Consider the following 7,578-nt stretch of genomic DNA (forward strand, 5'->3'; position numbering starts at 1 on the left):
GACTCAGCCTTGCGCTGAGCAAAGCCCGAAAGGCTTCAAAACTTCGGTTTTGAAGCCTTTTTCTTTTGGGGCCACGCCTAGGACTCCCAGGCCCACCCCGGCACGCTTGAGGTGATTGAAACATCTCTCAACAAATTAACTTGCACACAATTTAATTGCGAGCTATAATTCCATCGATGCCAAACAAAACCGACACCGTGGACGCCATGCTGCAGCTGGACAACCAGCTGTGTTTCGCGCTGTATTCCACCTCGCTGGCCATGACCAAGCTCTACAAGCCGCTGCTCGAGGACTTGGGCCTGACCTACCCGCAATACCTCGCGATRCTGGTGCTGTGGGAGCAGGACGGCCTCACGGTGTCCGAACTCGGCGAACGGCTGTACCTGGATTCAGGCACGCTGACCCCCCTTCTCAAGCGCATGGAAACCGCCGGCCTGGTCTCGCGCCTGCGCGCCGTGCAGGACGAACGCCGCGTGCACATCACGCTGACGGCCGAGGGCCGCAAGCTCAAGGCCAAGGCCGCGAAGATCCCGGGCTGCATCCTGAGCGCCACGCAATGCTCGATCCCTGAACTCGTGTCGCTGACGCAGCAAGTCCAGTCGTTCCGCAAGCGCCTCACCGCCTGATCCCTTTCACTCTCACTGATTTTTAACCCGCCCCGAACCGGGGTATCTCCAAAGGAAGCCACCATGACCACGCTCGAAAAAGTTCTCTACACCGCCCACGCCCACACCACGGGCGGACGCGACGGCAAATCCAAGACCGACGACGGCCGCCTGGACGTCACGCTGAGCTCGCCCGGCACCTCGGGCACGGGCACCAACCCCGAGCAACTGTTCGCGGCCGGCTACGCAGCCTGCTTCATCGGCGCGATGAAGGCCGTCGGTGGCATGAAGAAGATCGACGTGCCCGCCGACGTGTCGATCGACTCCAGCGTTGACCTGGGCAAGATCCCCAACGGCTACGGCATCGCCGTGCGCCTGGACGTGACCCTGCCCGGCATGGATCGCGCCGCCGCCCAGGCTCTGGTGGACGCAGCTCACCAGGTTTGCCCTTACTCCAACGCGACCCGCGGCAACATCGACGTGACGATTACCCTGAAGTAATCAAACCGACGGGCAAGGCAACTTGCTGTCGCCAAAGCGGCCCGCCTGTGTTGAACCGGCGGGCCGTTTCATTTACGGTGTCGTGCATGAACACCGCAGTCACCACCAGCACATTCCAGGTCCGCAAAGACGCCCTGTCCCAAACCCGCTGGCAAGCCATCGCGCCCGCGCCATTGGCGTCCGGCCAGGCGCGGCTGCGCGTGGAGTCCTTCGCGCTCACAGCCAACAACATCACCTATGCGGCCTTTGGCGAGGCGATGAATTACTGGCAGTTTTTCCCGACCGGCGAAGAGGGCTGGGGCTGCATCCCGGTCTGGGGGTTCGCCGTGGTGACGGAATCGTCATGCGAAGGTGTCGCCGTGGGCGAGAAGTTTTACGGCTACTACCCCATGGGCAGCGAGCTGGTGGTGCAGCCCGCACGCGTCACGCCCTCGGGCTTTTTTGACGGCGCCGCGCACCGGCAGGCGCTGCCGGTGGTCTACAACCAGTACATGCGCTGCAGCACCGACCCGTTTTACGACGCGGCCACCGAGGACGTGCAGTCGCTGCTGCGCCCGCTGTTCATCACCTCCTTCCTGATCGACRATTTCCTGGCCGACAACGATTTCTTCGGCGGGGGCACCACGCTGCTGCTGTCCAGCGCATCGAGCAAGACCGCGTACGGCACGGCCTTCCAGCTCGCCAGGCGCCCAGGCCTGGAGGTCGTGGGCCTGACTTCGCCCGGCAACAAGGCCTTTTGTGAAAGCCTGGGCTGCTACCACCGCGTGCTGGCGTATGAAGAGCTGGACAGCATCGCCGCCGACACGCCCTGTATTTACGTCGACTTCGCGGGCAGCGTCGGCCTGCGCCAGCGCATCCACAGCCGCTTTGGCCAGCTCCGCTACAACTGCTCCATAGGCGGCACCCATGTCGACGAACTGGCGGCCAAGGGCGGCAGCCGGGATTTACCGGGCCCCAGGCCGGTGCTGTTTTTCGCGCCGGCCCAGGTCAAAAAACGCGTTGCCGATTGGGGCGGCGAAGCCTTCGGCCGCCAACTGGCGCAAGCCTGGCAAGACTTCACGAGGCAAGTGACCGGCGCACGGCCGCCCTGGCTTCTTCCCCAACGGCATACCGGCCAGGCATCGCTGGAGGCGGTCTACCGCGAGGTGCTCACCGGCAAGGGCGATCCGCGCACCGGCCACATCCTGCAACCCTGAACGGCGCGACCCCACCCGCACAGGCGTTTACAAGGCCCGCTGGCTGGGGCCGGCATCTGCGCCGACAATCAGGTCATGACCGACAAAAGCCAAGCCCCCGCCAGCGCCGCGCTGCATGCGTACGAGACGCTGACCCCTGACCGCGTGCTCGACGCGCTGGCCAGCGTGGGGCTGCTGGGCGACGGCCGCCTGATGGCGCTGTCCAGCTACGAAAACCGGGTCTACCAGGTGCACCTGGAAAGCCCGGTGGGTGATGCCGACCTGGCGGGCGACGTGGTGGTCGCCAAGTTCTACCGGCCRGACCGCTGGAGCGACACGCAGATCATCGAAGAGCACGCCTTCGCCGCCGAGCTGATGGCCGCCGAAATTCCCGTCGTCGGCCCGCTGGTGCTGGACGGCGCAACGCTGCACCACTTCGGCGGTTTCAGCTTCAGCGTCTCGCCCAGCCGCGGCGGGCGCCGGCCCGAACTCGACAACCTCGAGGTGCTGGAATGGATAGGCCGCTTCCTCGCGCGCATCCACACCGTGGGCAGCGCCAAACCCTTTGCCCACCGCCCGGCACTCAACCTGCAGACTTTCGGTTTTGCCCCGCGCGACATCCTGCTGGGCGGCGGCCCCGACGCCCACGGCTACATCCCGCTGGACATGGAGTCGCGCTGGCGCAAGGCCTTTGACGAAGCCATGCTGGTGGCGCAAACCGTGTTTGAAAGCGTGGGCGACGTGCGCACCCTGCGCCTGCACGGCGACTGCCACCCCGGCAACATCTTGTGGACGCCCGAAGGCCTGCCGCTGGCGGGGCCGCATTTTGTCGACCTCGACGACGCCCGCAGCGGCCCGGCCGTGCAGGACCTGTGGATGCTGGTTTCCGGCGACCGGGCCCAGTCCACCCGGCAGCTGGGCGCGCTGGTGGACGGCTACGAGGAGTTCCGCGAATTCGACCGCCGCGAACTCGCGCTGATCGAGCCGCTGCGCACCCTGCGCCTGGTGCACTACAGCGCCTGGCTGGCGCAACGCTGGCACGACCCCATCTTCCCGATCAATTTCCCCTGGTTCGGGTCCAGCGACTACTGGAAAGGCCAGGTCGACATGCTGGAAGAGCAGACCGAAGCCATGCAGGAAACGCCGCTGGTCGTGTAAAGCGGCAGTCTGGAGACATCGCATGAAACTTCGCCCGCTTCTGCTGGCCGCCCTGCTGTTGGCATCCCACGGCTGGTGCGCCGCCCAATCCACCCTATCCGCCTGGCCGGCCAAACCCATCACCATGATCGTGCCCTTCCCACCCGGCGGCCTGGCCGACCTGGTGGCCAGGCCGGTGGCCGAAGCCATGTCTCGCGACCTCGGCCAGCCGGTCGTGATCGAAAACAAGGCCGGCGCGGGCGGCGGCATCGGCATGGGCTACACGGCCAAAGCCAGACCCGACGGCTACACCGTCGTCATGGCGCTCTCCTCGCTCACGGTGATCCCCGAAGCCGACGCGCTGCTGGGCCGTGCCCCGATGTTCGCGCTCAGCGACCTGCGCCCCATCGCGCGCTACACCGCCGACCCGACCGTGCTGGCGGTGCGCGCCGACGCGCCCTGGAAGACGGTTCAGCAGTTTGTCGACGATGCCAAAAAGCGCCCCGGCGCCATCAACTACGGCTCTTCGGGCAATTACGGCACCATGCACGTGCCCATGGAAATCCTGGCGCAGAACGCCGGCATCAAGCTCACGCACATCCCCTTCACCGGCGCCGGCCCGGCGGTGGTGGCGCTGCTGGGCGGGCAGATAGACGCCGTGTCCTCAGGCCCTGCCACCGTGCTGCAGCAGGTCAAGGCCGGCAAGCTGCGCGTGCTGGCGCACTGGGGCAGCGACGTGCTGCCCTCCATGCCCGAAGTCCCCAGCCTCAGGAACGCCGGCTTCAATGCCGAATACGCGCAATGGTCGGGCCTCTTCATCCCCGCAGCCACGCCTGAACCCATCGCCCAGCGCCTGCGCGCCGCGGCCAGAGCCGCCGCGCAGGACGCCAAAGTCAAGGAGGTGATCCTGGGCGCCGGCAGCCCGGTGCTGTACCAGGACAGTCCTGATTTTGAGAAGTATGTGCAGGCTGACGCGAAGCGCATGGCCGATGTGGTCAAACGAATCGGCAAGGTCGAATAGCTTCTTTCATCCTGGGAGTCGTCCATGAGCAAGCCATTCTTTCGCGGCCTTCTTCTCGCACTCGGCCTGGCCTCCACAGCCGTGTTCACGCCGGCACAGGCGCAAAGCTATCCGGCCAAGCCGGTGCGCATCATCGTGCCCTTTGCCGCGGGCGGTCCGGCCGACGTCTATGCGCGCTTCATGGCGCAGCGCCTGCAGGACGCGCTGGGGCAATCGTTTGTGGTGGACAACCGGCCCGGCGCGGGCTCGGTGATCGGCACCGACGCGGCGGCGAAATCCGCGCCCGACKGCTATACCCTGCTGCTGATGTCGAACGCGCACACGGTCAATGAAACGCTGATCGCCAACAAGCCCTTCCAGCTGATGCGCGACTTTGTGGCGGTGGCGCCCATCAACTATTCCGACCTGGTGCTGGTGGCCACGCCGGCGCTGCCCGATTCGACGCTGAAGGCGCTGATCGCCGACGCGAAAGCGCGGCCCGGCAAGCTCAACTACGCATCGTCCGGCCCGGGCACGCCCTACCACATGGCCGGCGAACTCTTTAAGAGCATGGCTGGCGTGTACCTGGTGCACATCCCTTACCGCGGCAGCAGCGGCGCACGCACCGACGTCATCGGCGGCCAGGTCGACGTGATGTTCGATGCCGTCACCACCATGGCCGAACAGGTCAAGGCCGGCAAGGTGAAAGCGCTGGCCACTACCGGCAAGCAGCGCTCCGAGGTGCTGCCCGATGTGCCGACGCTGCATGAAGCCGGCGTGCCCGGCTACGAGGCCACCATCTGGCTGGGCCTGATGGCGCCGCGCGGCACGCCCAAGGCTGTCGTCGACAAGCTCAACGAGGCCGTGTCGAAAATCACCGGCCAGCCGGAGATCAAGCAGCTCTGGGGAAAACAGGGCGCCACGCCCATGGTGATGAGCCCCGAGGCCTTTGACAAATACACCCGCGAGGACATCGCCAAATGGGCGGGCGTGATCAAGGCCGCCCACATCACGGTGGACTGAAGGCTGCACGATGGCACATTCCTCCTTCCCCGTACTGCACCTTCTCAGCGGTGGCGCGGCCCAAGGGCTGGTGACACAGTTGCAGGACGGTTTCCGCGCGCAACACCACTTCGACATCGCCGGCACCTTCGGGGCCGTGGGCCTGATGAAGGACGGCTTGCTGGCAGGCGAGCCCTGCGACGTGATCATCCTGAGCCAGGCGCTGATCTCGCAACTGGCAGAGAGCGGGCATGTGCAGGCGGCTAGCGCGCGCCCGCTGGGCGCCGTCAAAACCGGCGTGGCCGTGAAGACCGGCGAGCCGGCGGTGGACGTCGGCAGCGCCGCCGCCCTCAAGGCCGCACTGCAGGCCGCGCGCGGCATCTACTTTCCCGACCCGGTGAAGGCCACGGCCGGCATCCACTTCATGCGGGTGCTCAAGGAACTGGGGCTGGACGCCGAACTCGCCGCCCGGCTACGGTCCTATCCCAACGGCGCAGCCGCCATGAAAGCCATGGCGGAATGTGACGAGCCCGGCTTGCTCGGCTGCACCCAGGTCACCGAAATCCTGTTCACCCCCGGCGTGGAACTGGTGGCCGCCCTGCCCAAGGCATTTGAACTGGCAACCATCTACACGGCGGCGGTATGCACCGCTTCGCAAAACGCGCAAGCCGCCGCTGAACTCATCGCCATGCTGGCCAGTCCCGGCAACGCCGCGACGCGGCTGGCCTGCGGCTTCGAAGCCTGAGGCCGCGAAAAAGCCCGCACGAGGCGGGCTTTGCAGGGGCCTGTGTAAAGACCGGTCTTACACCAGCAGCGCGTTGACCCGCCGCACGTAGGCCGCAGGGTCGCCCGGCATGCCGCCTTCGGCGAGCAGGGCCTGGTCGAACAGGATGTGCGCCAGGTCGTCGAAGTGTTCGCTGCTCTCGAGCTTTTTGACCAGGGGGTGCTGGGCATTGACTTCGAGGATGGGCTTGGATTCGGGCACGGCCTGGCCGGCCTGCTTGAGCATGCGGGCCAGCTGGGTCGACATGTCGCCGTCCTGCACTACCAGGCAGGCGGGGGAATCGACCAGGCGCGTGGTGGCGCGCACGTCCTTGGCCTTGTCCTTGAGCGCTTCCTTGAGCTTGTCCAGGATGGGCTTGAACTGGGTTTGCGCCTCTTCGGCAGCCTTTTTCTCGTCCTCGTCCTGCAGCTTGCCCAGGTCTACCGCGCCCTTGGCCACCGACTGCAACGGCGTACCGTCGAACTCGTGCAGGTAGTTGAGCGCCCACTCGTCGACACGGTCGGCCATCAGCAGCACTTCGATGCCTTTCTTGCGGAAGATTTCCAGCTGCGGACTGTTCTTCGCGGCGGCCAGGGTGTCGGCGGTGATGTAGTAGATCGCGTCCTGGCCCTCCTTCATGCGGGCCTTGTAGTCGGCAAAACCCACGCTGACCGTGTCGGTCGTCGATGAGGCGAAGCGCAGCAGCTTGGCCAGGCGGTCACGGTTGGCGAAGTCCTCGCCCAGGCCTTCCTTGAGCACGGCGCCGAACTCGGCGTAAAAGGCCTTGAACTTCTCCGCATCGTTGGCGGCCATGTCTTCGATCATGCCCAGCACGCGCTTGGTGCAGCCTTCGCGGATGGCCTTGACGGCGCGGCTTTCCTGCAGCAACTCGCGCGAGACGTTGAGCGGCAGGTCGGACGAGTCCACCACGCCCTTGACGAAACGCAGGTAGGTCGGCATCAGGGCTTGGGCGTCGTCCATGATGAAGACCCGCTTGACGTAAAGCTTCACACCCGCGGCCTTGTCGCGGTTGAACATGTCCATGGGCGCCTTGGACGGGATGAACAGCAGCTGCGTGTACTCGGTCGATCCTTCCACGCGGTTGTGCGTGGTGGCCAGCGGCGCCTCGCTGTCGTAGCTGATCTGGCGGTAGAACTCGTCGTACTGGTCCTGGGTGATGTCCTTTTTGGCGCGCGTCCACAGGGCCGCGGCCTGGTTGACGGTCTCCCATTCGCCGGTCGTCACCATCTCGCCGGGCTGGTCGTTTTCACCCTCTTTCCACTCCTCTTTGGGCATCAGGATGGGCAGGGAAATGTGGTCGGAGTATTTGTTGATGATGCCCTTGAGCTTCCAGGCATTGAGGTAGTCGAGCGAATCCTCCTTGAGGTGCAGGAT

Annotated in this window: 8 protein-coding genes; 7 read left to right on the forward strand and 1 reads right to left on the reverse strand. The window is 65.6% G+C overall.

The features are described from left to right. The first annotated feature begins 176 nt into the window (after positions 1-176). From AC1D0P_RS22590 to AC1D0P_RS22620, 7 genes are all read left to right on the forward strand, one after another. The gene (locus AC1D0P_RS22590) at positions 177-626 is read left to right on the forward strand and encodes a MarR family winged helix-turn-helix transcriptional regulator (RefSeq protein WP_477678793.1); all 450 of its coding nucleotides are present in this window, start codon (positions 177-179) and stop codon (positions 624-626) included. 63 nt (positions 627-689) lie between these two features. After that, positions 690-1,106 (forward strand): organic hydroperoxide resistance protein, encoded by a 417-nt coding sequence (locus AC1D0P_RS22595; RefSeq protein ID WP_007865659.1) that lies wholly within the window; start codon positions 690-692, stop codon positions 1,104-1,106. A gap of 86 nt (positions 1,107-1,192) precedes the next feature. Then, the gene (locus AC1D0P_RS22600; protein WP_477678794.1) at positions 1,193-2,302 is read left to right on the forward strand and encodes a DUF2855 family protein; all 1,110 of its coding nucleotides are present in this window, start codon (positions 1,193-1,195) and stop codon (positions 2,300-2,302) included. 75 nt (positions 2,303-2,377) lie between these two features. Beyond that, complete coding sequence (locus tag AC1D0P_RS22605; RefSeq protein WP_477678795.1) at positions 2,378-3,439, forward strand: serine/threonine protein kinase; 1,062 nt, start codon at positions 2,378-2,380, stop codon at positions 3,437-3,439. A 22-nt stretch (positions 3,440-3,461) separates the two neighbouring features. Continuing rightward, positions 3,462-4,439, forward strand: a complete 978-nt coding sequence (locus tag AC1D0P_RS22610) for a tripartite tricarboxylate transporter substrate binding protein (RefSeq protein WP_477678796.1) — start codon at positions 3,462-3,464, stop codon at positions 4,437-4,439. A gap of 24 nt (positions 4,440-4,463) precedes the next feature. Beyond that, positions 4,464-5,441 (forward strand): tripartite tricarboxylate transporter substrate binding protein, encoded by a 978-nt coding sequence (locus tag AC1D0P_RS22615; protein ID WP_477678797.1) that lies wholly within the window; start codon positions 4,464-4,466, stop codon positions 5,439-5,441. Positions 5,442-5,451: 10 nt separating this feature from the next. Next, complete coding sequence (locus AC1D0P_RS22620; protein ID WP_477678798.1) at positions 5,452-6,165, forward strand: molybdate ABC transporter substrate-binding protein; 714 nt, start codon at positions 5,452-5,454, stop codon at positions 6,163-6,165. 57 nt (positions 6,166-6,222) lie between these two features. Here the strand turns inward: AC1D0P_RS22620 and htpG are convergent. Then, on the reverse strand, positions 6,223-7,578 hold a 1,356-nt coding region (htpG, locus tag AC1D0P_RS22625; protein ID WP_477678799.1), incomplete at its 5' end, for a molecular chaperone HtpG.

Source organism: Polaromonas sp. P1_G2, from assembly GCF_056405515.1.

Excerpts from the sequence above, each read along its gene's own strand:
- AC1D0P_RS22595 (WP_007865659.1), top strand. The coding sequence starts at position 690 with ATGACCACGCTCGAAAAAGTTCTCTACACCGCCCACGCCCACACCACG.
- AC1D0P_RS22610 (WP_477678796.1), top strand. The coding sequence starts at position 3,462 with ATGAAACTTCGCCCGCTTCTGCTGGCCGCCCTGCTGTTGGCATCCCAC.
- AC1D0P_RS22620 (WP_477678798.1), top strand. The coding sequence starts at position 5,452 with ATGGCACATTCCTCCTTCCCCGTACTGCACCTTCTCAGCGGTGGCGCG.